This window comes from Microbacterium cucumeris (assembly GCF_058349845.2).
In genome coordinates this window covers 78702-101997 of record NZ_JBYRIZ020000007.1, presented here as the reverse complement: position 1 = coordinate 101997, position 23296 = coordinate 78702, and the positions used below count along the sequence as shown (strand labels likewise).

At 70.9% G+C, this 23296-nt stretch carries 17 protein-coding genes and 2 pseudogenes; 3 read left to right on the top strand and 16 right to left on the bottom strand.

What is annotated here, in order from left to right:
- Window positions 1-313: 313 nt before the first annotated feature.
- Both AC3RXZ_RS16865 and AC3RXZ_RS16860 read left to right on the top strand, forming a co-directional pair.
- A pseudogene (locus tag AC3RXZ_RS16865) lies at window positions 314-856 on the top strand (CGNR zinc finger domain-containing protein); the annotation flags it as partial.
- Window positions 857-928: 72 nt separating this feature from the next.
- Window positions 929-1093, top strand: a pseudogene (locus tag AC3RXZ_RS16860) (LacI family DNA-binding transcriptional regulator); the annotation flags it as partial.
- A gap of 42 nt (window positions 1094-1135) precedes the next feature.
- Here the strand turns inward: AC3RXZ_RS16860 and AC3RXZ_RS16855 are convergent.
- The 11 genes from AC3RXZ_RS16855 to AC3RXZ_RS16805 all read right to left on the bottom strand — a co-directional run bounded on the left by AC3RXZ_RS16855 (window position 1136) and on the right by AC3RXZ_RS16805 (window position 15778).
- Entirely contained in the window at window positions 1136-3034 is a 1899-nt protein-coding gene (locus tag AC3RXZ_RS16855) for a helix-turn-helix domain-containing protein (RefSeq protein ID WP_491494784.1), read from the bottom strand.
- Between the two features lie 57 nt (window positions 3035-3091).
- Window positions 3092-3910 (bottom strand): enoyl-CoA hydratase/isomerase family protein, encoded by an 819-nt coding sequence (locus AC3RXZ_RS16850; protein WP_491494783.1) that lies wholly within the window; start codon window positions 3908-3910, stop codon window positions 3092-3094.
- Window positions 3910-5175 carry a CaiB/BaiF CoA transferase family protein gene (locus AC3RXZ_RS16845; protein ID WP_491494782.1) on the bottom strand — a complete coding sequence of 422 codons (1266 nt, stop codon included), beginning with the start codon at window positions 5173-5175 and terminating at the stop codon, window positions 3910-3912. The genes AC3RXZ_RS16850 and AC3RXZ_RS16845 overlap by 1 nt, the downstream gene beginning before the upstream one ends.
- Window positions 5172-6530, bottom strand: a complete 1359-nt coding sequence (locus tag AC3RXZ_RS16840) for an MFS transporter (RefSeq protein WP_491494781.1) — start codon at window positions 6528-6530, stop codon at window positions 5172-5174. The genes AC3RXZ_RS16845 and AC3RXZ_RS16840 overlap by 4 nt, the downstream gene beginning before the upstream one ends.
- A 120-nt stretch (window positions 6531-6650) precedes the next feature.
- A complete protein-coding gene (locus AC3RXZ_RS16835) occupies window positions 6651-7862 on the bottom strand; it encodes a M20 metallopeptidase family protein (RefSeq protein ID WP_491494780.1) in 1212 nt (403 codons plus the stop codon).
- Window positions 7859-8629 carry an ABC transporter ATP-binding protein gene (locus AC3RXZ_RS16830; RefSeq protein WP_491494779.1) on the bottom strand — a complete coding sequence of 257 codons (771 nt, stop codon included), beginning with the start codon at window positions 8627-8629 and terminating at the stop codon, window positions 7859-7861. Before AC3RXZ_RS16830 ends, AC3RXZ_RS16835 begins: the two co-directional genes overlap by 4 nt.
- On the bottom strand, window positions 8626-10422 hold the full coding sequence (locus AC3RXZ_RS16825; protein ID WP_491494778.1) for a dipeptide/oligopeptide/nickel ABC transporter permease/ATP-binding protein: 1797 nt from the start codon (window positions 10420-10422) through the stop codon (window positions 8626-8628). The genes AC3RXZ_RS16830 and AC3RXZ_RS16825 overlap by 4 nt, the downstream gene beginning before the upstream one ends.
- A 3-nt stretch (window positions 10423-10425) precedes the next feature.
- Complete coding sequence (locus AC3RXZ_RS16820; protein ID WP_243228309.1) at window positions 10426-11469, bottom strand: ABC transporter permease; 1044 nt, start codon at window positions 11467-11469, stop codon at window positions 10426-10428.
- A 1-nt stretch (window position 11470) separates the two neighbouring features.
- Window positions 11471-13063 carry an ABC transporter substrate-binding protein gene (locus tag AC3RXZ_RS16815; protein ID WP_491494777.1) on the bottom strand — a complete coding sequence of 531 codons (1593 nt, stop codon included), beginning with the start codon at window positions 13061-13063 and terminating at the stop codon, window positions 11471-11473.
- A 37-nt stretch (window positions 13064-13100) separates the two neighbouring features.
- Entirely contained in the window at window positions 13101-14675 is a 1575-nt protein-coding gene (locus AC3RXZ_RS16810; RefSeq protein ID WP_491494776.1) for a hydantoinase/oxoprolinase N-terminal domain-containing protein, read from the bottom strand.
- The gene (locus AC3RXZ_RS16805; RefSeq protein ID WP_491494775.1) at window positions 14672-15778 is read right to left on the bottom strand and encodes an S-methyl thiohydantoin desulfurase family protein; all 1107 of its coding nucleotides are present in this window, start codon (window positions 15776-15778) and stop codon (window positions 14672-14674) included. Before AC3RXZ_RS16805 ends, AC3RXZ_RS16810 begins: the two co-directional genes overlap by 4 nt.
- Before the next feature lie 73 nt (window positions 15779-15851).
- Between AC3RXZ_RS16805 and AC3RXZ_RS16800 the strand changes: the two genes are divergently transcribed.
- The gene (locus AC3RXZ_RS16800; RefSeq protein ID WP_243228313.1) at window positions 15852-17330 is read left to right on the top strand and encodes a helix-turn-helix domain-containing protein; all 1479 of its coding nucleotides are present in this window, start codon (window positions 15852-15854) and stop codon (window positions 17328-17330) included.
- A 9-nt stretch (window positions 17331-17339) separates the two neighbouring features.
- On the opposite strand, the gene AC3RXZ_RS16795 is transcribed toward AC3RXZ_RS16800, so the two are convergent.
- Genes AC3RXZ_RS16795 through AC3RXZ_RS16775 form a run of 5 tightly spaced genes read right to left on the bottom strand, consistent with a single transcriptional unit; the run spans window position 17340 to window position 23288 of the window.
- On the bottom strand, window positions 17340-18479 hold the full coding sequence (locus tag AC3RXZ_RS16795; RefSeq protein WP_491494774.1) for a CaiB/BaiF CoA transferase family protein: 1140 nt from the start codon (window positions 18477-18479) through the stop codon (window positions 17340-17342).
- Between the two features lie 29 nt (window positions 18480-18508).
- On the bottom strand, window positions 18509-20092 hold the full coding sequence (locus tag AC3RXZ_RS16790; protein WP_491494773.1) for an amidohydrolase: 1584 nt from the start codon (window positions 20090-20092) through the stop codon (window positions 18509-18511).
- Between the two features lie 2 nt (window positions 20093-20094).
- Window positions 20095-21564, bottom strand: coding sequence for an amidohydrolase (locus tag AC3RXZ_RS16785; RefSeq protein ID WP_491494772.1), 1470 nt, complete (start codon window positions 21562-21564; stop codon window positions 20095-20097).
- A gap of 45 nt (window positions 21565-21609) precedes the next feature.
- Window positions 21610-22638, bottom strand: a complete 1029-nt coding sequence (gene ocd / locus AC3RXZ_RS16780) for an ornithine cyclodeaminase (RefSeq protein WP_491494771.1) — start codon at window positions 22636-22638, stop codon at window positions 21610-21612.
- Complete coding sequence (locus AC3RXZ_RS16775) at window positions 22635-23288, bottom strand: FMN-binding negative transcriptional regulator (RefSeq protein ID WP_491494770.1); 654 nt, start codon at window positions 23286-23288, stop codon at window positions 22635-22637. The genes ocd and AC3RXZ_RS16775 overlap by 4 nt, the downstream gene beginning before the upstream one ends.
- Window positions 23289-23296: the final 8 nt, after the last annotated feature.

Sequence of the window (23296 nt, the reverse complement as noted above, 5' to 3'; positions counted from 1 at the left end):
TCGACCCCTCCCGCACCCCACGCCTCGGCGGCACCGCCCGATACACCCTCGCCGCCTGACAGCACCGGCGCACACACACGCGTGCGTAGAAGGCGTGCGCGCGTGCGTACGTGGAGGACGTGCGTGCGCGTACGTGCGTGGAGGACGGGCGTGCGCACGTGGAGACCCGGCGCCATGGTGCGCCCCTCCGTCGCCCGGGACCCCATGAATCGATCCCGCGACCGACGACCGGCGACCCGCTACCGGCTACCGGCTACCGGCTACCGGCTACCGGCCTATTGACGCGCACCGGCAAACCGGTTTCACTGGTGTCATGGCCACCGACAGGACGCCGCCAGCGGCGCAGCTGCTGATCGATTTCGTGAACACCATCGAATGGCAGACCGACGACGAGACGTGGGAATCGCCGCGCGCACTGACGGACTGGCTGCACGCACGCACGGGCACGACGGCGACCGCGACGGCGACCGCGACGGCGACCGCGACCGCGACCGCGACCGCGACCGCGACCGCGGAGGATCTCGCCCTGGCGCAACGCATCCGCGAGGGCCTGCGCGAAGTTCTGCTCACTCACGCCGGACACGAGCCCCTCCCAGGCGCGATCCCACGGCTGAATGCGGCACTGGCCGAGCTCCCGATGCACCTCCGCTTCGGGGACGGCGGCGATGCGCGCCTGAGCTCCAGTTCCGCGTCCTTCCTGGATCCCGTCCTGGCCGCCCTCGACGCCGCCCGCGCCGACGGCAGCTGGACCCGCGTGAAGGCCTGCTCCCGCGACTCGTGCCGATGGGCGTACTGGGACGCATCGCGCAACCGATCCGGTCGGTGGTGCACCATGGCGGGCTGCGGCAACTACATCAAGATGCGCCGGCGCAACTCGCCCGAGGCGTCCGAGTCCGACACGATCGCACCCCGCGACCGCCCGCCGCGGATGCTGGACGTCGCCGCGCTGGCCGGCGTCTCCATGAAGACGGTGTCCAACGTCGTGACCGGCGCGGTTCCCGTGTCACCGGGCACGCGGGAACGCGTGGAAGCGGCGATCGCGGAACTCGATTACCGACCCAATCTCGCCGCCCGCGAACTGCGGACCGGACGTCGCGAGCACATCGGCGAGTGACGACCAGACCCGCGCGAAGACTCAGACCTCGCCGGTGAGCGACCGCCGCAACCGCTCCAGCCGCACGGCGGCCTGCACGCGGAACCGGTACTCCGAGTCGGCGGGATCACCGTCGAGCAGCGTCCAGATCCGGTCGAGACGCTGCTGCACGGTGTTCGTGTGCACGCGCAGCGTCGATGCGGCGCCCTGCCTGTTCTCCCCGGCGTCGAAGTACGCGCAGAGCGTGTCGACGAGGACGGTGCCGCGTCGAGCATCCCACTCGCGCACAGGACCGAGAACACCGTCGACGAAGCGCGCAACGACGTGGGGCTCGCCCGCGGCGAGCGCGTGATACGGCAGGAAGTCCTCGGACCGCACAGTCGCCCCGGTGATGCCGAGCGGCGCGAGCACGCGCAGATCCTGCGTCGCCCGCTCGACGGAAGCACGCAGAGCCGGCAGGTCCGCAGCGGGCGGACCGACCACCGCGGCAACCTCCCCGTCGCCGAAGCGCGCCGCGAGCGCCCGGCGCACCCGCTCGGTCGCGGCCTCCTGATCACGAACGGTCCAGGCGACGACCAGATGCGAATCGCGCGCGGCCACGAGCCCTTCATCGCCCACGGCATCCGCCGCCGCAGCGAGCGCACCCTCCTGCCCGCGGACCTCGATCACCGCCGCGCCGACGATCGGACCCGTGACCTCGGCCTCCAACGAAGACACCTCGGCTGTCCCGTCGAGCACCGCGCTCAGCAGCCGGGACCGCCGCTCGGCGCGGATGGCAGCCACGGCGTCGCGCTTGAACGAGACGAGCGCGGCGACGTGCGCAGCACGCTCGAGCGTCGGCCGGGCGACATCATCGGGGAGCGAGTCGACGTCCTCGGCCACGATCGCCCCGAGCACCCGATCCGCACCGAGCACCGCGACGACCAGCCAGGTCCTGCCATCCCCGCGGATCGACTCCGCGTGCCCGCTGGCACGGCTCGACCGGATCGCCTCGGCCAGAACGCGCCGCCCCGGGAACCCGTCCGTGCTGCCGCTCGGCGCCTCGAAGGGACGCCCCGACTCATCGACGGCGAGCACGGCTCGACCGAGCCGTTCCGACACCGTCGCCACGAGGTCGACCAGGGTCGCTCCCGACATCACCGCGGCCGTGAGCTCCTCGTGGATGCCGCTGACGACCTGCGTCGTCGCCAGATGCCGCTCGAGCTCACGATAGGCGCCCTCGGCACGGGCACGCGCCGCAGCGCTCTCGGCGAGCACCCGGGCGCTGTGCAGGACGGCCGCCGCGTGGTCGGCGAACGCCGAGAGCAGCAGCACCTGATCCGGCGTGAAATCGTGCGCGAAGCGATTGCACGCGAAGAGAGCGCCGAGGACCTCGTCGCCCACGGCCAGCGGCACGCCGAGGAACGAGACGAGCCCCTCCCGGCCGACCGCGAGATCGATGGCCGGGTCATGCGGGGCCTCAGCCATGCCCGCATACTGCCTCACCCAGGCGGGCTCGCGCGTACTCGCGACCAGGCTCGCCAGCCCGTACCCCGCCGGCACGAGCAGATCGCGGAACTCCGGCGTCACCGTTCCGGCCGAGTAGCGCACGCGCAGGTCGCCGTGCGCGTTGTCGACCTCGGACAGATAGGTCACGTCGGTGCCCATCAGCTGGTGCGCGCGCTCGACGAGCCGCCGCAGCACGTCGGTCACGTCCTGCAATCGCACGAGCTCGCGGGCCGTCGAGAACAGCGCTTCGAGCTCGGCCGTCCTCCTGCGCAGTCGCGCGGTCTGCTGCTGCGACTCCTGCACCGAGTCGAGCAGCTCCTCGACCTCGACCGCCGAGACGTCCGCCTCGGCGAGCAGCGTCGCGAGGGGGGCGGTGCTCTCGCCCGGCTCCGCGCGGGTCGCGGCCACGACCTCGCGCACCAGCGCAGACGGGATCGCGCGGTTCTCGCTCAACGCGCCTCCTCGAGCAGCGGAATCCGGACTGCCTGCAGTCTACGAGCGGCGGCCTCGTCAGCCGTCGGCACGCCCCGCCTCGGCGATTGCGGGCGCGGGCGCGGGCGAGCGCGAGGGGAAGGCGGGAGCACGCCGCGCGGCGAAGGCGGCCAGCCCTTCGCGCGCGTCGTCGCTCGCGAACGCCTGCTGCCCGAGCACGGCTTCGTGACGGAACGCCTCGTCCTCGGGAAGATCGGCGAGCGCCCTCACGGCCCGCTTCACCGTCGCGAGAGCCGTGGCACTGCGGGTGAGCAGCTCTTCGGCGACCTCGAGCGCCCTGTCCTGCAGCTGCGCCGCGGGTACCACCCGGTTCACGAGCCCGTAGCGCATCGCCGTCTCGGCGTCGATCCGACCACCGCGAAGCATCAGATCCATCGCGAACGCGTACGGGATCTGACGGATCAACCGCACGAGGGTCCCGCCGGCGGGCACGACGCCCACCCCGGTCTCCGGGAGCGCGAACTGCGCGCCTTCGGCGGCCAGGCGGATGTCGGTGGACAGCATGATCTCGAATCCGCCGCCGAGGCACAGGCCGTTGACCGCGGCGATGACGGGCTTCTCGAGCGTGGAGTGCTTCTGGTGCGCGGCATCCCACTCGCTGATGTCGAACCGCTCCTCGGTGAGCGCGGGGATCGACTCCCCGAGGTCGGCGCCGACGCAGAAGGCGCGATCGCCCGCCCCCGTCAGCACCGCCACGCCGATGCGGCGATCGTCGCGCACCTCGGCGAAGGCCGCTCCCAGTTCCTCGTACATGGCGAGCGTCAGGGCGTTCAGCTTGTCGGGCCGGTCGATCGTGATGACGGCGACGGATCCCGATCGCTCCAGACGGATGCCCATCAGACCGTCCCTCCGGCGCGCAGCGCCTCGACGTCCTCGACGGAGAACCCGAGGAAGTCCGTCAGCACGCGATCGGTGTGCTCGCCCTTCTCCGGAGCGAGGCCGGCGGTGCGCGGCGGAGTGCGATCGAGCTTGACGGGCGAGCCGAACGTACGCAGCTCTCCGTGACCGGGGTATTCGTTGGCGACGATCATGCCGCGAGCCGCGATCTGCGGATCCTCCACGACCTCGCCGATGTCCTTCACGGCGCTCAAGGGGACGAGATCTCCCGCGAGCGCCTCGAGCTCGCTCTTGGTGCGGTCGGCGAACCACCGGACGACCATGGGGCGCACTTTCTCGCGGTAGACGTCCGCATCGAAGCGCGCCGCCATCGCGTGCAGGTCCGGATGCTCGTCCCAGTCGGCCGCCGACCCGAACGTCTCGCATGAGATGCGCCAGAACTTGTCCGTGTAGCCGCCGAAGAACACGAACCCGTCCCGGCAGGGGAACAGTTCGTACGGACGCACGAACGGGTGTTCGTTGCCGAGCGGCTTCGGGACCTCGCCCTCGGCGGTGTAGGCCACCACCGCGTTCTCGGTCAGGGTCAGCACGGAGTCCTGCTGCGAGATGTCCACGAGCTGCCCCTGGCCGGTCTGCTCGGCGTGACGGAGCGCGGCGAGCACCCCGATCACCCCGTACAGGCTCGCCGCGAGGTCGCCGATGATGGTGCCGACCCTCGTGGGCGGGCGGCCGGCTTCGCCGTTCATCGACCACAGGCCTCCGGTGGCCTGCGCACTGTTGTCGTACGCCGGACGCAGGCGGTAGGGGCCCGACTGCCCGTAGCCGCTCAGCGCCGCGTACACGAGTCGCGGGTTCACCCCGCGCAGCCGCTCGTAGCCGTGCCCGAGCCGATCCATCGTGCCCGGCCGGAAGTTCTCGACCAGCACATCGGCGCGCTGCACGAGCCGGTCGAGCACCTGCGCGGCATCCGGGCTCTTCAGGTTCAGCGTGAAGCCGAGCTTGTTGCGGTTGTACTGCGCGAAGAAGCCGCTGAGCGGCTCCTCCCCGTCGCGGGGCAGCAGCGGCGGGAACGTGCGCGTGTAGTCCGGGTCGTCCGGATTCTCGATCTTGATCACGGTGGCGCCCAGGTCCGCGAGGATCATCGAGCAGTACGGGCCGGCCACCACACGGGTGATGTCGAGCACGACGACCCCCGCGAGCGATCCCGGCGCGGCATCCATCCCTCCCCGGTCGTTCAACAGGGCGCGGGTGAGGTCGTCGATCATCGAGGAGTTCCTTCCGAGGCGGGGGTGAGAGCGCCCCGCCGGCGCGTGATGCGGTGCAGGGCAGTGGCCGAGACGAGCGTCACGACGCCCGCCACGACGATGTACAGCGCGATCGCCCAGGATCCGCCGAAGACCGTCAGCAGTTCGAGGTAGATCATCGGGACGAACGCCGAGCCGACGATGGTGCCGATGCCGAGGGCGAGCGACATCCCGGTGTAGCGGATGCGCACGTCGAACGCCTGCGCATAGAGGACGCCCAGCGTGCCGTAGGTCGCGCAGAAGCCGACCGTCGTCGCGATGTAGGCCACGAAGGCGGCTGCCAGGCTGCCGGTGTCGATCAGCCAGAACGCGGGGAACGCGAGGACGATCGAGATCACGGTCCCGACGGCGAACACGCGGGTGACGCCGAATCGGTCGGCGAGCCGGCCGGCGAGAGGGAGGCCTCCGAGCGCCAGCAGCGAGCAGATCGTCGCGATCGTGAGCATCTCGGACTGCGCGTGGCCGACGAACTCGGTGCCGTAGGTGAGGCTGAAGGTGAAGAGCATGTAGAACACGGCGCCGATGACCGCGAAGCTCAGGGCCGCGAGGAGCACCTGGGCCGTGTGCGTCTTCAGCGTCTCCCACAGCGGCACGCGGACGGCCTGCCCCGAACGACGCATCCGCTCGAACTCCGGCGTCTCGGTGATCTTCAGACGGATGAACAGCCCGACCAGCACGAGGACGGCGCTGATGAGGAACGGCACCCGCCATCCCCAGACGGAGAACGCGTCGCCCGGCAGCGCCACGAGCGGCAGGAACACGAGCGTCGACAGCGTGAGCCCGACGGCGAGACCCACCTGCGGGAAACTGCCCAGGAAGGCGCGCCTTCTCGGGGAGGCGTGCTCGACGACGAGCAGGACCGCACCGCCCCACTCGCCGCCGAGAGCGAGTCCCTGCACGAAACGCAGCAGCATGAGCAGGATCGGCGCGGCGACCCCGATGGCCGTGTACGTCGGCAGGAGCCCGATGAGGAAGGTGGCGGCTCCCATCAGCACCAGCGAGACCACGAGCATCCGCTTGCGGCCGATGCGATCGCCGAAGTGCCCGAACACGATCGAGCCGAGCGGTCGGCCGAAGTAACCCACGGCGATGCCGCCGAAAGCGAGGATCGTGCCGACGAGGGGGTCGTAGTCGGGGAAGAACAGGCTGTTGAGGATCAGCGCCGCCGCCGTCGAGTAGGCGAAGAAGTCGAACCACTCCACGGTGGTCCCGACCACGCTCGACGCGACGATCGTGCGGATCTGCCGCGACGACGAGGCGTCGTCGGCGCCGGATTCCGGGGCTGGGTTCCGGGTGTCGGTGGAGGCCGAAGTCATGAGTGCGTTCCCTTCCACCGGCGTCTCCGCTGACGCCGGGCGGAGCCAGCCTGACAGGTCGGGCGAGGGCGATCCATGGCGAACGCGACCACATCGGGCGCGGGACCATGTGCGTGAGAGCTACCCCCGCAACGGGTCGCGCTTGAGCCGCCGCCAGGCGAGTTCCGCGAGGACCGACGCCTGCAGAGGGATGACCGAGTCGTCGAACACTGCATTCTCGGAATGCAGCGGCAGAGGCCCGGTCTCGGGTGCCGCGCCGACGAACACCAGCGTGCCCGGCACCTCCTGGAGGACGTAGGAGAAGTCCTCCGAGGCCATGGACGGCGCCTCGAGGCGCGTGACGCGTTCGGCTCCCACCAGCTCGTCCAGCACGGCCAGCACGGCGCGTGTCTCGACCGGATCGTTGTACGTCACGGGGTACGAGGCGATGAACTCGCTCTCGAGCCGGCATCCGTTCGCCTCGGCGATGCCCGCGAGCAGCGCCGGAAGCTCCGCGCGCACGGTCTCGAGCGTCGTCATCGAGAGCGTGCGGATGTTGGCCTCGAGGTGCACGGCCGCAGCCAGCACATTGCTCGCCTCCGAGTCGCTGCTCAGACGCGTGATCGAGATCACGGCCTGGTCCGTCGCCGGCAGGCGCCGCGCGGTGAAGGTCTGCACCGCGAGGATGAGTTGCGCGGCCACGGGCACCGGATCGATGCCGAGCTGGGGGAAGGCGGCATGCCCGCCCGTGCCGTGAAGCGTCATCCGCAGGGCGCTCGCGCTCGCCATCATCGGCCCCTCGCGTGTGACCAGGCGGCCGCGCGGCGTCGCGCTGTCGACGTGGATGGCGTACGCGGCGACCGGACGCTCGCCGGCGGCGCAGAGAACCCCTTCCTCGATCATGATCCGCCCGCCGGCCTGTCCCTCCTCACCGGGCTGGAACATGAACACGACGGTGCCGGGGAGCTCCGCCCGGCGTTCCGCGAGCACGCGCACCGCGCCGAGCATTCCAGCCATGTGGAGGTCGTGGCCGCACGCGTGCATCGCGCCGGATGCGGAGGCGAACGGCAGCCCCGTCGCCTCGGCGATGGGCAGGCCGTCCATGTCGCCGCGCAGCAGGACCACGGGGCCGGGCCTCCCGCCCCGGAGGACGGCGGTGATCGACGACAGAGAGGCGCCCGTGCTGATCTCGAGCCCCAGGCCGTCGAGCTCCCGGAGCAGGATCTCCTGCGTCCGCGGAAGGTCGAGGCCGATCTCGACGGCCTGGTGGAGCTCGCGGCGCACACCGACGAGCTCCTCGCGCAGAGCCTCCGCAGCGTGGGCGAACGAGCTGTCGTCGACGGGGGAAGTCATCCGAATCGCATCCTCTCTCCGAGTACCGGGACCGCCTCGAGGAGATCCCGCGTGTAGGGGTCGGCGGGGTCCGCCAGCAGCGCCTCGGTGGGCCCCGATTCCACCAGCCGCCCGTGACGCATGACGCACACCTCGTCGCTGATGTATCGGACGACCGCGAGGTTGTGCGAGATGAACAGCATCGACAGCCCGAGCTCCTGCTGCACCTCGCGCAGCAGATTGAGGATCGCGCCCTGCACCGACACGTCCAGGGCGCTCGTCACCTCGTCGGCGATGAGGACGGACGGTTCCCCCGCGAGGGCGCGTGCGATGGTGATCCGCTGCCGCTGCCCGCCGGAGAACGCGGCCGGACGCTCGTCCGCCCGATCGGGGTCCAGGTGGACGAGGGCGAGAAGCTCCCGCACCCGCGCGACCCGTTCCGCCCGGGTGAACCGGCGCCCCGTCGCCCGCAGCGCTTCCGCGATCGAGTCGCCGACGGGCATGAGCGGGTCGAGCGCCGAGAACGGGTCCTGGAAGACCAGCTGCATGCGGCGACGGGCTCGACGCGCAGCGGCTCCCGCACCGGCCGCCTCGACGCCGTCGACCCGGATGGATCCGCTCTCCGGTCGGACCAGGCCGACCGCGGCGGCCGCGATCGTGCTCTTTCCCGACCCCGACTCGCCGACCAGTCCGACGGTGCGTCCTTTCGGCACCGCAAGACTCACGGACTCGACGACGCGCATGCGTCCGTACCGGACGCTGAGGTCCGTGATCTCCAGCGCGTTCACGCGGGCACCTCCTCATCCAGCGGCGACCCGTCCAGAGTCTGCTCGTCGAGCGCGTCCGGGCGCAGCTCCGGGGGGATCACCGGCAGTGGCTGCGTCCGGTCGCTCGTCATGTCGGGCAGGCACGCGATCAGCGCCTTCGTGTACGGGTGCGTCGCCTCCTCGCGGATGCGTTCGGCCGGCAGGCTCTCGACCATGAGTCCGTCCTTCATCACGATGACCCGGTCGCAGAACGCCGACACCAGCGCGATGTCGTGGGAGATGAAGACGATGGCCGCTCCGGTCTCCTCCTGGGCGCGGTGCAGGACGCCCATGACCTGACGCTGCACCGTCACGTCCAGCGCCGTGGTCGGCTCATCGGCGATGATGAGTCGCGGCCGGCCGGTCAGCGCCATGCCGATCATCGCTCGTTGACGCATGCCGCCGGAGAACTCGTGCGGGTACTGCTTCAGGCGGGACGGAGCGTCGGCGATGCCGACCGCTGTCAGCGCCTCCGCCGCCCGCACGCGTGCCTGGGCCGGGCGCATGCCCATGTGGACCTCGGGGACCTCCGTGAGCTGGCGGCCCACGGTGAGAGCGGGGTTCAACGAGGTGAGCGGGTCCTGGAAGATCATGCCCAGTTCCACGCCGAGCCGGGAACGGTCGGAGGCCGTCAGCGGACGGGTCATGTCGATGTCGTCGAACCGATGCACCGAGGTCGTGAGGCGGGCGTCGTCACCGAGCAGCCCCGCGAGCGCCATCGCCGTGAGCGACTTGCCCGATCCCGACTCCCCCACGATGCCGACGACCTCACCCCGGAGGATGCGCAGATCCACACCGCGCACGCGTTCCACGAGACCGCCGTCGGCGGTCGGGAAGGCGACGTGCAGGCCGGAGATCTCGGCGACCACGTCCGCTGCATCGGCGGTCGGCTCCGAGTGAGGAGCGCGGCGACGGGAGCTCAGCGTCACTCCGCCGACGGCCCGCGCGGCGACGGCCCGCCAGCCCTGCCCCCGCGCCCCGGCGACAGCTTCGCTCAGCAGGGTGAACACGAGGCCGGCCAGCACGATCGCGATGCCCGGGCCGATCGCGGCGAGCGGGTTGACGTAGATGCGCAGGATGCCCTCCTGCAGCATCCGGCCCCAGTCGTAGGCGGGGGCCTGCACGCCCAGCCCGAGGAAGGAGAGGCCGGCGAAGGATAGCAGCGTGACGCTCGCCGTCGCGGCCGCGTTGACGAAGAACGGATTGGCGATGTTCGGAAGCACATGACGCCACAGGATGCCGATCGGGCCGACACCGACGACACGCGCGGCCCGCACGTAGTCGCGGCCCGACACCGATGAAGCGAGGTTGTAGACCAGCCGCGCGAACGAGGGGACTCCGGCGAAGCCGATCGCGAGCATCGCGCCGGTCGCGGTCGCACCCCAGATGACGGTGAAGAACAGCACCATGAGCAGCCACGGGAACGCGAGCAGGATGTCGAGGAGCCCGGTGAACCACCGGCGCGGGTACTTCGGGAGGATGCTCGCGACCAGCCCGAAGACGATCCCGCCCACGAGCGCGATCGCCGTCGCTCCGAGCGTGAGCACCAGCGTGAGCCGCGTCGCCGCCAGCACCCGGGCGAAGATGTCCCTCCCGAGCTCGTCCGTGCCGAACGGGTGCGCGGCGCTCGCACCGAGCAGCCGCGATGAGACGTCAGTGGCCTCCGCCGCGGCACCCCAGATCACCGGCCCCGCGATCGCGAGGAAGAGCAGCAGGGCGGATCCGACCACCGCCGCGATGGTCGTGGGATTCAGGAGCTTCGTGCGCAGGGACATGATTCAGCCCTCCGTGATGGACGAACGCGGATCGATGGTGGCGAGGATCACGTCCACGACGAGATTCACGCCCAGCACGATGAGCGCGTAGACGATGACGATGCCCTGCACCATCGGGTAGTCCTTCGCGCCCACCGACGAGACCATGATCATGCCGAGACCCGGGATGGCGAACACGGTCTCGATCAGCACGGTCGCCGCGGTCAGGCCGGCCAGCGTCATCCCGCCCACCGTCAGGGACGCCGTGACGATGTTCGGCAGCGCGTGCCGGAGGTGGATCAGGCGTCGCGGCAGCCGCTTCGCTCGTGCCGTGGTCATGTAGGTCGTGTCGAGCACCGCGATCATCTCGACCTGCACGATGCGCACGAGGTACGCCAGCGGCCCGACGGCGAGGGCGATGACCGGCAGCACTGCATCCGCCGGCGTGCCCCAGCCGGCCGCCGGAAGCCAGCCGAGCTGCACCGCGAAGAGGGCGATCAGTGCGACCGCGACGAGAAAGCTGGGTACCGCGATGAGGATGCCGAGCACGCCCGAGAGCGTGATCGACAGTCCTCGCCGGCGGCCGGAGCGGGCCAGCGCCGCGGCGCCGATCCCTGCGGGAAGGGCGCACACGACGGCGATCGCGAAGGCGAGCACGGCCAGCAGCAGCGTGGTCGGGAAGCGCTGCGCGATGACGTCCGCCACCGGACGCTGCAACCGCACCGATACCCCGAGATCACCGGTGAACAGCCCGCCGACGAATCGGAGGAACTGCTCCCACATCGGACGGTCGAGCCCGAGCTGCGCCCTCGTCGCCTCCACGAGCTGCGGAGTCGCACTCTGCCCGAGCGCCGCGCGCACGGGGTCGCCGGGCACGAGGTACATGAGCAGGAACGAGGCGACCACGACCACGGCGAGCGAGATCACCAGCCGTCCGAGGCGGCGCAGAAGGAACGCGGTGCGCGGGGAGAGCCCTCGGCGCAGACGGCGCTCCTCCGCTCGCGCCGCCAGGGCGGCCGTGCTCGCGTCGGCCACCTCGGCGGTCGGGAGAGGAGGAGTCGTCGTCATGTCAGCCCAGCATCCGGATCGACGTCGGCAGGATGTAGTTCGGCTGATCGAACACCGCCCCCGACTGGTAGGTGGGCAGGATGTTGTCGATCACCGGGAAGACGTCGAATCGCTCGATGAGCTCGGCCTCGGCATCCTGCCAGATCCCGCAGGTGTCCTCCGGGGTGGCGCTGGACGCCTCGTCGACGAGCGCGGAGTACTCCGGGTTCTCGACCCACATGAAGTTGAGTCCGCCGTCGGTGGGCATCGCGCCGTCGAAGAACGTCGAGAGCACGAGCGGCCCGCCGGGAGCGACCTGGATCCAGCCGGTGTCCCAGTCGAACGTCGACCACAGCTGCTCCGACCAGGCGGCCGCGTCGTTCGCGGCGAGCTCGGTCGTCACGCCCAGCTCGTCCCAGGTCTCCTTGACCAGTTCGGCCGCAGGGGCGTGCGTCGATGTGGGTGCGTTGTAGACGAACTTGATCGTGAGCGGCTGACCGTCCTTGTAGCGCAGGCCGTCCGACTCGAGCGCCCAGCCGGCCTCGTCCAGCAGCTCGCCCGCACGGTCGAGGTCGGTCTCGGGCAGCTCCCATCGGGGGCCGTCCGCCACGCAGAGCAGCGGCGTCTTCGTGACGAGCGAGACCGGTTCGAGCCCCTCGCCGTCGGCGATGACGGTGCCGACCTCCTCGCGGTCGATTGCGATCGACAGCGCCTCCCGCACGAGCGGGTCGGCGAACGGGCGCCCCTCCTTCTCGTTGAACAGCATCATCCCGACGGGATTGCGCACGCCCACGTGGGTGAGGCCTGCGCCGTCGAGGCGGGCCCGATCCGCTCCGGAGATCGACGCGGCGTTGATCTCGCCGGAGATCAGCAGGTTCGCCGCGGTGCTCTCGTCGGTGACGACGCGCGCCTCGATGGCGTCGGGGAGCCCCTCGGTCTCGCTGGTCACGTCATCGGGTCCCCAGGTGTAGTCGTCCCGCTTGGTGAAGGTGTACGTGTCCCCGGGCTTGACGTCGCTGAGTGCGAACAGGCCGGTGCCGTCGGTGGTGTCGGACAAGGTCGTGGGGTCGGCGAGCCCCGCGTCGCACACCATCAGGATGGTGCCGACGTTGACGGCGAGGAACGGCGAGTTCACGGCGCTCGTGACGGTGACCGTGTCGCCGTCGGCGACCGCCGAGACGTTCTCGTCGATGACCGAGCCGTACGAGAACGTTGCGTTGGCCGGGTCGGCGTTGTAGTTCAGGTTGTCCGCGACGGTCTGAGCCGTGAACTCGGACCCGTCGGAGCAGGTGATGCCCTCCTTGAGCGTGAAGACGACCTCGGTGCCGGTCTCCTCCCAGCTCTCGGCGAGCCAGGGCTCGAACTCCCCGTCGGGGGTGACGGAGATCAGCGACTCGTACGCGAGGCTCACGACGCCCCAGGTGTCGGGCGAGATCGCCTTCAACGGGTTGAGGTCGCCCGGGTCGTCGTTCACGGCGGTGACGAAGGTGCCGCCGGAGACGAAGTCGCCCTCCTCCTCCGCCGACGGCTGATCGGTCGAACCCGCGCAGGACGCCAGCGTCAGCGCGAGGGCGGAGAGAGCGGCGGCCACGGGTACTGCGGTACTGCGTTTCATAGCGATCTCCTGGTTTCGGGTGGGGGTGAAGCTGCGGTCAGCGGGCCGGCACCTCGGCGGACAGCCGCGCGAGCGGACCCGCGGCCTTGACGGTCACGTTGACGGTGGGCTGCGCCGTGTACGGCACGTGGGTCTCGAGGACCTCGACGACCGAGACCTGCAGCGGATCGGCGCCCGCCTGGATCGCCTTGGCGATGGCCGCTTCGGACGCCTGTTCGATGGCGGATTCTCGCTCGCCCATCGGCGCCATCTGATCCGCACGGCCTCCGGCCAGCGAGATCGCCGCGCCGACGGCGTTGGCGACCCCGCCGTGGTCGGGGCGCAGGATGCGGCCCGCACTGGCGAGCCGGTCCGGCACGAGGAACCCGCCGCCGCCCACGACGACGAGGGGGATGTCCACCCGGCCGAGGGACAGCCGCTCGACGGCCTCCTCGAGGCGATCGGCCACGACGGCGAGGGCGTGCTCGAGGGCCTGAGCCGTCGCCTGGTCGAGGGAGGGCAGGGAGCGCCCGGCCACGGGACTGCCGGACAGCGCCGCGGCATCCGTCAGCGTGGGTGTCGACCCGCCGAACAGGAGACCTTCGCGATCGATGCGGTAGCCCACCGAATCCGGCCCGACGCGTCCGGACCGGATGTCCACGACGGTTCCTCCGCCGATGCCGACGCTGAGGATGTCCGGCATGCGGAAGTTCGTGCGCACTCCGCCGATCTCACGGGGCAGCGTCGACTCGCGCGGGAAGCCGCCGACCACGACGCCGAGGTCCGAGGTCGTGCCGCCCACGTCGATGACGATCGCGTCGTCGTGACCTGAGAGGTAGGCCGCGCCGCGGATGGAGTTCGCGGGACCCGAGCCGATGGTCAGCACCGGGTACTGCGCGGCGAAGTCCAGCGACATCAATGTGCCGTCGTTCTGGGCGAAGAAGGTCGTGGCGTCGAGCCCCTCCTCCGCGACGACGGTGACGAGGGCATCCGTCACCGAACGCGCGACGCTGTACAGCGCGGCGTTGAGCAGCGTCGCGTTCTCGCGCTCGAGCAGGCCCGTCGGGCCGATGTCCTGGCTCAGGAACACCCGGGTGTCCTGACCGAGGTGGCCGCGCAGCAGTTCCGCCACCTCGAGCTCCTGCTCCGGGGACGACGGGCTGAAGATCCCGGCGACGGCGATCGCGTCGAAGTGGTCGAGGCCGTCCACGAAGCGCAGGATGCCGTCGCGATCGAGCGGCGCGATGGGGGTGCCGTCGACCATGTGGCCGCCGCCGAGCATCGCGGAATCGGCGAGCACCATGCGCACGAGGTCCTCGGGCCAGCCGGTCAGCGGCGGATACTCGGTCGCGGCAGGCGCTCCCAAGCGGATCATCGCGACCTTGTCCAACTGCCGCCGCTGGACGATCGCGTTCGTCGCATGCGTGGTGCCGAGCATGACCCGCGAGACACGGGACCGGTCCTCGCCGATCGTCGTGAGCACGTCGCGGATCCCGGCACGGATGCCGCCCGTGATGTCGTCGGTGGTCGCCCGCTTCGTCCACGCGAGCACGGCGCCCTCGCCGTCGAGGACGACGGCGTCGGTGTTGGTGCCGCCGACGTCGACGCCGATGGAGAGGTCGCGGGCGGTCATCGGGCCACTCCTTCGAAGGGGACGTAAGGGAGGTCGTAGCCGAACGCCGCCGGTCCCGCGAGCTCGAGGCCGCGGGGCGTCCGCCAGATCGGGTCGCAGGCCCAGGCGAGCACCGAGACTCGCTGCCCGAAGCGCAGCATCTCGGTCGTGATGGCATGACCGGTCTCGGCGTCGATGATCGTGATCAGGTCGGGGACGCTCACGAGCACCTCGCCGTCCTCGAGCACGAGCAGGTTCTCGTTCTGAAGCTCGAGACGCTGCAGGCGTCCGCGATCGGCTCCTGTGCCCGTGATCGTCACCGACCCGCGGACGAATCCGCCGACCGTGCGGCGATCGAGATCGGTGATCTTGCCGGTCATGAGCACGCGCGCGTCGAGCTCGGCGGCGACGGCTGCGACCGGGTCGGAGGAGGACATCAGTGCGTGTCCGACCCGGATGGCGGCGCTCACGGTGCCCTCGATCACCGCTCCGCGCACGGTGTCGGCGGTCATGGGATAGTGCGCGCCGATGCAGATCGAGCCGCTCGCCACGGTGAGTGCGCGTGCGTGACGCTCGAGCCAGTGCAGATCGATCGTCTTCATGACGGAGATGTTGCCGACGACGTCGCTCTGCACCGCCCACTCGCACGCGACGCCGGCGACGTTCATCGCGACCATCGCCGCATCGGGGAAGGCACGGCCCATGCCGTCGGCATCCAGGATCTGCAGACCCAGTCGCGCGGCCCAGCCGATCGGCTGGACGCCGTTGCTGCCGCCGATCTCCGCGGCCATGAGTGTGGTGACCCTGCGTCCGAGCAGCCGCTCGGCCTCGGCGAGAAGCGCGTGGATCTGGCCCGTCGCCGACAGCATCTCGATGCCGACGGTCGGGGCGCCGATGCCCGACATCAGGATCACGACATCGTCGGGGCCGAGGTCGTCGACCGTCACGAGCCGGACGGGACCGTGGGCGCGCAGGGCGTTCTCGACCATGATCTGGGCGGTGTACACGGCGCCGCCGCCGCCGGTGCCGAAGATCGCGGTGCCGACGCCGAGGGCGGCGATGTCATCCGCGGTGATCTCGGTGATCGGCGCCGCGGTGCGTGCGGCGGAGGAAGTCTGGGCCATGTGTTCACGGTACGGAGGCGCACTGGCCGCGACAATGTTCCGAGCATCCAGTGTTTCCGGGCATACTGTGCGCATGGCACAGTACTCGTTACGAGACCTGCACGAGGACGCCGGACGCCTGGGCCTGCGCCTGCACGCCGGCCCGATCGACGAGCGCCAGGTCAGCCGCGTCGATCTCGCCGCCGTCGATCGCGTCGACGCTCTCGCCGCCGGAACGCTCGCGATCATCCCGGGTGACGAGCAGCCGCCGCCGTTCCGCATCGACGTGGCCCTGCGCCAGGCGAGCGCGCGCGGGCTCGCCGGACTCGTTTTCACGGCCCCCCTCACGCTGGCCGAGACCGCCAGGGTCCTCGCCGACCGGGGCGGCGTGCCGGTGTTCTCGGCGACGGGAGTCGGCGCGGCGGACCTCGCCAAGACCGTCGACCGTGCGATCTCCGGAGGCGCGTCCGAGGCCATGATGCGCGGTGCGCGCGCGGTCGCCCTCGCCACCGAGGCCGCCGCCGACGAGGACTGCACGACCGACACGATCCTCTCCACCGCGGCGGCCGGTCTCGGCACCGAGCTCCGGGTCGCATCCGATCCGTCCGTGTCATGGAGCGACGCCGATGCCGTGTTCATCGGGGAGGTCGTGATCGGGCGGCTGGTCGCCGAGCGCGCCGACGGAGCCACGGAGGTCGCACTCCCCGTGATCGCCTCGCTGCTGTCGCGGGTCGCCCAGCGACAGAGTCGCGACCGCTACGCCCCCACGCAGTCGCGTGCCGATCTGCTGGTGGAGCTGGTCCTCGCCGACTCCTCCCGCGCGGACGGCTTCGTCGCGCAGGCCGCGCGTCTCGGCCTGCCGCTTCCCCAGTCGCACGTGGTCGCGTGGCTGGCACCGACCCGCCGGAACGACCCGGACGCCCAGGCACCGCGCAGCGTGAAGCCGGCGCTCGAGCTGTTCGCGCTGCAACTCGTGGAAGCACGGGAGGAGCTCTGGCATGTGGCCTTCCTGCAGGACGACCTGATGCTCGTGTGCACGGAGGAGCACGGCGCCGGCGACCATCAGCGCCGCGTGCGCGAGGTCGCGGTGCGCGTCCAGCAGCGCGCTCAGGAGCTCGCCGGAGCCGACTGGGCCTACACGCTGGGTCTGGGCACGCCGCAGGTCGGCGCCCTGGGGCTTCGGCAGTCCGCCGCCGAGGCGCGCATCGCGGCGGAGTCGGCGATCGCTGCCGGCCGCCTCGGCGGTGTGGAGCTCACGGACGTCACGGGACTCCGCCGCGTTCTGCTCGACCTCTACGCCTCTCCGATCAGCAGGGAGCTCCTGCACGACATCCTCCGGCCCCTCGACGACCTCGGCCCGGAACGCGCCCTGACGTCGACGCGCACCCTGCTCGCCTATCTGGCGCACCGCGGATCCCTCGTCCATGCCGGGAGGGAGCTGATGCTGCACCCCAACGGCGTCGGGTACCGCATGCGGCGCATCCGCGACCTGCTGGGCATCGATCTCGACGACCCGGACGCCCGGTTCGCGGTCGAGCTGGCCTGCCGCGTGCGCCTGCTGGCCGCCGGCTGAGGGCGATCCTCAGACGCGATCCCGAAGCTCCTGGCGCAAGGGCGCCCCATGGGCATCCAGCTCGGGAGCGCGCGCGAGCCGCACGGTGCCGTTCGTCCCCATCGCGGAACGGACCACCGACAGGCCGTCGTCCTCCTCGATCAGCCCCAGCGTCTGCGCCTGCGCGCTGCGCGCGGCCTCCTCGGGGCTGCGGACCCTGGCCACCAGCACGCGCGCCGCGCGCAGCCGCTCCACCACCGTCTCGAGCGGGAGCGCGGCGACCCGGGCCGCGAGGATCTTCTCCAGCTCGTCGCGTCCCTCGACCCGCTCCCGATTGCCCGCCCACCGCGGGGCTCCCAGTTCCTCGCCGAGGTCGAGCGCGGCCACGAGCCGCGCGAACATCGGGTCGTTCGTCGCCCCGAGCACGACATGCCCGTCCGCCGCCGCGAACGCCCGGTACGGCACGATCGACGGATGCGCGCTGCCCCACGGCTTCGACGGAGGTCCGCCCGCCGACGTCGCGGCGATCACCGTCCCGAGCGAACTCAGCGCTGTCGCGAACAGCGAGAACTCCAGGCGTCGCCCGACACCCGTGCGCTGACGCTCGAGAAGGGCGGCGAGCACTCCGCCCATCATCGACAGGCCCGTGGCGATGTCCACCATCGCCACTCCCGAGCGCACCGGGTCGGCGTCCTCGTACCCGGTGACGTGCATCAGGCCGGATTCCGCCTCGACCGTGACCGCAGTACCCGGCTCACCGGCGAGGGGGCCGTCCTGCGCGAATCCGCTGATCGACGCATAGACCAGCCGGGGGAAGCGCTCGCGCATCGCGGCCGCTCCGATTCCGAGCCGGTTCGCCACACCGGGCCGGAAGCTCTCCACCAGGACGTCCGCGGTTCCGATCAGCCGATGGGCCGTCTCGATGTCCGCGGGGTCGGTGAGATCGAGGGCGATGCTGCGCTTGCCGCGATTGATCGCATGGAAGTACGCGCTCGAGCCGTGCACGAAGGGCGGACCCCAGTGTCTCGTCTCGTCACCGATGCCCGGCTGCTCGACCTTGATCACGTCGGCGCCGAGTTCGGCGAGCGTCATGGTCGCGTACGGTCCGGCGAGCAGCCGCGTGAAGTCGATGACACGGATGCCCTCCAGCGGGCGGAACTCGTCGCTCATCTGCTCGTCCCTCCACGGCCGTCGCCCGCTCAGCGGACGTAGACCTGCTCTCCACGGATCCATGTCTCGGCGACCCGCACGCGCGAGATGTCCTCCGCCGGCGCCGAGAACACGTCCTGGTCCAGGATCGCGAAGCTGCCGTCCGACCCCGGCACGAGCGCGCCGACCCCGGAGAGCGGCGACAGCGTCGCGGCGCGGGACGTGTACAGCAGCAGCGCCTGCGGCACGGTGATGGCCGCCTCGGGCCCGAACTCGACGCCGTTGTACGTGCGCCGACGCACAGCCGCCTCGACTGACAGCATGACGTCGTCCGCACCGCTCCAGGCCGTCGCTGGGCGATCGGAGGACAGCGCGAGCGCCCCGAGACCGGAGTACAGGCGAGCGATCGGATAGGCGTCCGGCACCTGCTCGACGCGGAGGGCCTTCTCGTAGCCGTCGTACTCGGCGAAGAAGAAGACGGTGTGGGTCGCGATCCCGAACGTCATCCGCGCGGAGGACAGCCGCTGGAGGTAGTCGTCGCTCACGATGGTCGCGTGCTCGATGCGCACCGACGGGATGCCGTCGAGCCAGGGCTCGGCATCCTCGAACAGCTCCACCACCCGGTCCAGGGCGCGGTCGCCCATGGCGTGAACGGCCAGCTGCACGCCATTGCGGCGCGCCCATTCCCCGGCCGCGAGCACGTCGGCATCGTCGACGAGACGCAGACCGTGGTCGCAGGAGCCTGGGTAGGCCTCATGCACCCATGCCGTGCGGTTGGAGTACGCGCCGTCCAGCACGACCTTCACGCCCCCGATGCGGATGCGCCCCTCGCGGTCATCCGGTCGGAGATCGGCGAGCGGGGCCTCAGGGTCCCATCCCGGGTAGAGCGCGACACGCGTACGCAGACCGCGCTCGGCCGCGGCGCGGAACGTCGCCAAGGGCTCGTCGATCCGGCTGGACAGCAGATCGCACACGGCGACGATGCCGCGCGATGCCCATTCCTCCCCCAGCGCGACGAGGGCGGCGATCTGCTCGTCCCTGGTCGGCGCAGGGACGAATCGCGCGACGGCGTTCACGGCCGCGATCTCCGTCAGCACGCCGTCGGGCACCCCGTCGGCATCGCGCTCGAAGCGGGCGCCCTCGGGATCGGGGGTCGTCGCATCGATGCCGGCGATCTCCAGCGCGCGGGTGTTGCACACCGCTGAGTGGGCGTCGCAGCGCCACACGAGCACGGGGCGTTCGGTGCTGACGCGGTCGAGGTCCGCGGCCGTCGGCCCGGCACCGCCGGGGAATCGGGTGTCGTCATACCCGCGGCCGAGTATCCAGGCATCCGACGAGTCGCTCGCTCGAGCATGCGCGCGCAGCGTCTCGACCAGATCGTCGCGCGAGAGCACGGCGGGCGGGAAGCACTCGACGGCGGCGGCCGTGCCGGCCAGAAGCGCCGGATGGGTGTGGCTGTCGAGCAGTCCCGGCAGCACCGTGCGCCCGCCGAGATCGACGGCGTCCGGATCCCGGACGTCGGCGGCCTCGCCGACCCAGTCGATCCGGCCGTCGGTGATGCGGAACGCCGAGGCGAAGCGCGTCTCGGATTCGCCGGTGAAGACGCGGCCGTTCGTGAAGGTCCGGCTCGCCATGCTCACAGCGCCCGGTGGGTGAAGCGGCCGCCGAGCAGCGTGGCCGCGACGGGCATGTTCCGCAACTGGTCGCGGTCGCAGGCGTACGGATCGTGATCGCTGAGCACGAGGTCGGCCGGCTGCCCGACTGCGAGCGAGGTGCGCACGGATGCGGCGAGCGCGACGTCGAGGTCGAGACGCTGCTCCGGATGCCACGCGTCGCGTTCGCCGCGGCTTCGCGTGGTCGCGGCGCTCAGCGAGATCCACGGATCCAGCGGGGCGACGGGCGCGTCCGAGCCCAGGCGAAGTACCGCGCCGGAGCGGTGCAGCGATCCGAAGGCGAACGCACGGCCGGTGCGCCCGGCCCAATGATGATCCGCGACATCGCGATCGTCCATCGCATGCTCCGGCTGGACGCTGGCGATGAGCCCGAGCTGCGCGAATCGGGGGAAGTCCTCCTCGCGGACGAGCTGAGCGTGCTCGATCACACCCTTCATGCCGAGCGCCTCGAGGGTGTCCAGCACCTCGCTGTTGGCGCGATCGCCGATCGCGTGCACGGCCGCCTCGATGCCGGCGCCGCGGGCGCGCTCGAGCAGCCGCCGGAGCTCGGGGATCGGCACGCTCTCCATGCCGCACGCATGCGGATGTGCGGGGTCCGTTCCGGGGTAGGGATCCCAGCACCACGCCGTCCGGGTGTTGAGCGAGCCGTCGACGACGACCTTCAGCCGTCCGAACGTGATGAGTCCCGCCTCGTCGACGATCTCGCCCGTGCGATGTCCGTCCGCGATCGCCGACTCCAGCGCATCGGGCCAGACGGCGATGTCGGCGCGCAGAGACGTGAGGCCGCCGGCCGTGCGGGCCGACCATTCGGCGGCGTTGTCGGTCTTCTCGTACTCCACGATGCCGACGACACCGCGGGAGGCGGCTGCCGCGGCCGCCTCGGCGTAGGCATCGGCGGGCAGGTGCGCAGCCTCGTCGAACGAATGCAGCAGCCCGATCCACGGCCCCTCCCGCAGAAGACCCGTCTCATCCAGCTCCACGCCCAGCCGCTTCGCGGCAGCGCGGTTCATCCACCCGCAGTGCAGATCGCCGCTCACGAGCACCACAGGGATGTCGCTGACGGCGCCCTCCAGCGCCGCGAGGCTCGCGGGCACCGGCCACAGCCCGTCACGGAACCCGTAGCCCATCAGCATCCCGTCGGTGAGGGGCGCGCCTTCGGCGCGCGCCCGCCGGACGATCTCGAGCACATCGTCCGCGCTGCGCGTGCCCGTGAGGTCGAGCCGCCGGCGACGGATGACGTGCTGGGTGAAGTGCACATGCGCGTCCCAGAGTCCCGGGCCCACCCAACGGCCGTCCGCGTCGACGACCTCTCCGGTGGGCGCGACGCTTCCGGTCGGCGCGATCTCCGTGATCACGCCGCCGTTCACGATGATGTCCACCGGTTCGGCGGCATCGTACGGACGCACGCCGCGGAGGGTGAGGGACTCGGTCATGATGCTCCTCTCGGCGCTCATCCGAGCGCGCATGCTGTTCGGCGGTCAGCCTACGGGGACAGGGGACGTCGTGAATCCGAAGAGATCCTTCGGATCCTCGGGGGCGGCGACGAGGTCGATGTCCTCGCCGAGGCCGGTGCCGACCAGGTCGGTCCGCACGTGCCGCAACGCGGCGAAGTCCTCGATCGCGAAACCCACCGAGTCGAAGATCGTCACCTGCTCCGGGGACGTGCGGCCGACGGCGGCGCCTGTGAGCACCTGCCAGAACTCCGTGACGGGGAAGTCGGGAGCGACGTTCTGGATCTCGCCCTCGATCCGCGTCTGCGGGGCGTACTCGACGAAGACCGGACCGCGTTCGAGGATGCGCGGGTCCAGTTCCGTCTTTCCGGGGCAGTCGCCGCCGATGGTGTTGATGTGCATGCCGGGTACCACCTCGGCATCCGTCAGGACCTGCGCGACCGCCTTGTCCGCGGTGCATGTCGTCACGATGTCCGCGCCGGCGGCGGCTTCGGCTGCCGAGGAGCACACCGTGATGTCGAACCCGCGCGACGCGAGGTTGCGGACGAACTTCTCCGAGGCAGCCGGATCCACGTCGTAGATGCGCAGCCGCGAGATGCCGAGGACCCCGCGGAAGGCGAGCGCCTGGAACTCGGCCTGACTGCCGGCGCCGATCATGGCCATCGTCGTCGAGTCCGGACGGGCGAGACGACGCGCGACCATCGCCGAGGTCGCGGCCGTGCGCAGGGCCGTCAGCACGGTCATCTCGGCGAGGAACACGGGATATCCGTTGTGCACGTCGGCCAGCACGCCGAACGCCGTGACGGTCTGGAAGCCTCGCGCCGGATTGAACGGATGGCCGTTCACGTACTTGAAGGCGTACACGTCCGGATCGCTGACGGGCATCAGCTCGATCACCCCGAACGGCGTGTGACTCGCGATCCGATGGGTCTTGTCGAACGACTCCCACCGACGGAAGTCGGACTCGATGGTGTCGGCCATCTCGGTCATGATCGTCTCGGCGCCGCGCCGCGAGATCCACTCGATCATGTCCGCCACTCCCACGAAGCGCGTCACGACGTCATCTCCCTCTCGCCGAGGCGCTGCCCGTTGACGGCCGCGATGCGGTCGGCGAGTCTCGGGTTCTCGTACGGCCCGGGACGGCGCAGCGCCTCGACGACCCGCCCGATGACGTCCGCCGGCTTGTCCTGACTCATCTTGTCCTTCGCCTCGAAGCGCTGCACGCGCAGACGGAAACCGACCGTGCCGTGCACGATGCGCTCGGCGTATGCGGTGTTCTCCAGCGTCCGAGCCAGAAGGAACGGCTCGGGCAGCGGACGCTCGAACCGTTCGACCAGGCGATCGAGCACCCGCAGGTTCTCCTCGTCGGACAGGATCTCCGGCGTGCCGTGCAGGTGCGCGACCGCGAAGTCCCAGGTCGGAACGGCGGGCGAGACGCCATACCAGCCCGGTGACACATAGCCCTGCGGACCGTAGACGATCACCATCACCTCGTGCTCGCCGAGCCGGTGCAGCCGCTCGTCGGGACGGCCGACATGACTGAGGAGCACGATGCCGTCGGCATCCTCGTCCAGCAGCACCGGATAGTGCGACGCGACGAGCCCTTCCCCCGGTACATGGGTGACGATGCTGGCCCACGGGTTCTCGCGGACGAGCGCGCGCACGGCGTCGACGTCATCGAGGGCGTAGTCGGGGTTGTGCCTCATGGACTCTC

Excerpts from the sequence above, each read along its gene's own strand:
- AC3RXZ_RS16850 (WP_491494783.1), bottom strand. The coding sequence starts at position 3,910 with ATGGGCATCCGTCTGGAGCGATCGGGATCCGTCGCCGTCATCACGATC.
- AC3RXZ_RS16845 (WP_491494782.1), bottom strand. The coding sequence starts at position 5,175 with ATGATCGACGACCTCACCCGCGCCCTGTTGAACGACCGGGGAGGGATG.
- AC3RXZ_RS16840 (WP_491494781.1), bottom strand. The coding sequence starts at position 6,530 with ATGACTTCGGCCTCCACCGACACCCGGAACCCAGCCCCGGAATCCGGC.
- AC3RXZ_RS16835 (WP_491494780.1), bottom strand. The coding sequence starts at position 7,862 with ATGACTTCCCCCGTCGACGACAGCTCGTTCGCCCACGCTGCGGAGGCT.
- AC3RXZ_RS16825 (WP_491494778.1), bottom strand. The coding sequence starts at position 10,422 with ATGTCCCTGCGCACGAAGCTCCTGAATCCCACGACCATCGCGGCGGTG.
- AC3RXZ_RS16820 (WP_243228309.1), bottom strand. The coding sequence starts at position 11,469 with ATGACGACGACTCCTCCTCTCCCGACCGCCGAGGTGGCCGACGCGAGC.
- AC3RXZ_RS16815 (WP_491494777.1), bottom strand. The coding sequence starts at position 13,063 with ATGAAACGCAGTACCGCAGTACCCGTGGCCGCCGCTCTCTCCGCCCTC.
- AC3RXZ_RS16810 (WP_491494776.1), bottom strand. The coding sequence starts at position 14,675 with ATGACCGCCCGCGACCTCTCCATCGGCGTCGACGTCGGCGGCACCAAC.
- AC3RXZ_RS16805 (WP_491494775.1), bottom strand. The coding sequence starts at position 15,778 with ATGGCCCAGACTTCCTCCGCCGCACGCACCGCGGCGCCGATCACCGAG.
- AC3RXZ_RS16800 (WP_243228313.1), top strand. The coding sequence starts at position 15,852 with ATGGCACAGTACTCGTTACGAGACCTGCACGAGGACGCCGGACGCCTG.
- AC3RXZ_RS16795 (WP_491494774.1), bottom strand. The coding sequence starts at position 18,479 with ATGAGCGACGAGTTCCGCCCGCTGGAGGGCATCCGTGTCATCGACTTC.
- AC3RXZ_RS16790 (WP_491494773.1), bottom strand. The coding sequence starts at position 20,092 with ATGGCGAGCCGGACCTTCACGAACGGCCGCGTCTTCACCGGCGAATCC.
- AC3RXZ_RS16785 (WP_491494772.1), bottom strand. The coding sequence starts at position 21,564 with ATGACCGAGTCCCTCACCCTCCGCGGCGTGCGTCCGTACGATGCCGCC.
- AC3RXZ_RS16775 (WP_491494770.1), bottom strand. The coding sequence starts at position 23,288 with ATGAGGCACAACCCCGACTACGCCCTCGATGACGTCGACGCCGTGCGC.